The following is a 1,448-nucleotide window of genomic DNA, read 5'->3' on the forward strand; positions in this document are numbered from 1 at the left end:
CACCGTTGGTTGTGTTTGGTGGTGGGGTGTGGTTTTTGTGGTGTGGTTGCGAGGTGTGTTGGTAAGTTTTCGGCCGGTTAGTGCCAGTTCCCTGAGCTCATTGCTGGGCTTGTAGGTCTGGTCTATCGATCCCGTGGTCTGCGGGGGGCCTTATCCCTCCTAGAGGGTGAGAATCCTGGTCTTGGAGAAGGTTTCCCGCTTAGATGCTTTCAGCGGTTATCCTGTCCGAACGTGGCTATCCAGCGGTGCCCCTGGTGGGACAACTGGTGGACCAGAGGTTCGTCCGTCCCGGTCCTCTCGTACTAGGGACAGGTTTCCTCAAGATTCTGACGCGCGCGGCGGATAGAGACCGAACTGTCTCACGACGTTCTAAACCCAGCTCGCGTGCCGCTTTAATGGGCGAACAGCCCAACCCTTGGGACCTGCTCCAGCCCCAGGATGCGACGAGCCGACATCGAGGTGCCAAACCATCCCGTCGATATGGACTCTTGGGGAAGATCAGCCTGTTATCCCCGGGGTACCTTTTATCCGTTGAGCGACACCCCTTCCACTCGGGGGTGCCGGATCACTAGTCCCGACTTTCGTCCCTGCTTGACATGTACGTCTCGCAGTCAAGCTCCCTTGTGCACTTGCACTCGACACCTGATTGCCGTCCAGGTTGAGGGAACCTTTGGGCGCCTCCGTTACATTTTGGGAGGCAACCGCCCCAGTTAAACTACCCGCCAGGCACTGTCCGTGAACCGGATATACGGTTCGACGTTAGAGGTCCAATACGATCAGAGTGGTATTTCAACAACGACTCCACCAAAACTGGCGTTCTGGTTTCACAGTCTCCCACCTATCCTACACAAACCGTATCGAACATCAATACCAAGTTGTAGTGAAGGTCCCGGGGTCTTTTCGTCCTGCCGCGCGTAACGAGCATCTTTACTCGTAGTGCAATTTCGCCGAGTCTATGGTTGAGACAGTTGAGAAGTCGTTACGCCATTCGTGCAGGTCGGAACTTACCCGACAAGGAATTTCGCTACCTTAGGATGGTTATAGTTACCACCGCCGTTTACTGGGGCTTAAATTCTCAGCTTCACCCCCGAGGGGGTTAACCGGTCCTCTTAACCTTCCAGCACCGGGCAGGCGTCAGTCCGTATACATCGTCTTGCGACTTCGCACGGACCTGTGTTTTTAGTAAACAGTCGCTTCTCACTGGTTTCTGCGACCGGATCCCGCTCCCACCGCAAGGGTGTTCACGATAGTCCGGTCCCCCTTCTCCCGAAGTTACGGGGGCATTTTGCCGAGTTCCTTAACCATAGTTATCTCGTACGCCTTGGTATTCTCTACCTGACCACCTGTGTCGGTTTGGGGTACGGGCCGTGTGTGAACTCGCTAGAGGCTTTTCTTGGCAGCATAGGATCACCGAATTCGCCTCAAACGGCTATGCATCACCTCTCGGA

1 rRNA gene is annotated in these 1,448 nt (G+C 55.2%); it reads right to left on the minus strand.

The features are described 5' to 3' along the window. Positions 1–57: 57 nt before the first annotated feature. Positions 58–1,448, minus strand: a 23S ribosomal RNA gene (locus AC5Y36_RS25730); the annotation flags it as partial.

Source organism: Mycobacterium sp. NGS50, assembly GCF_059812545.1.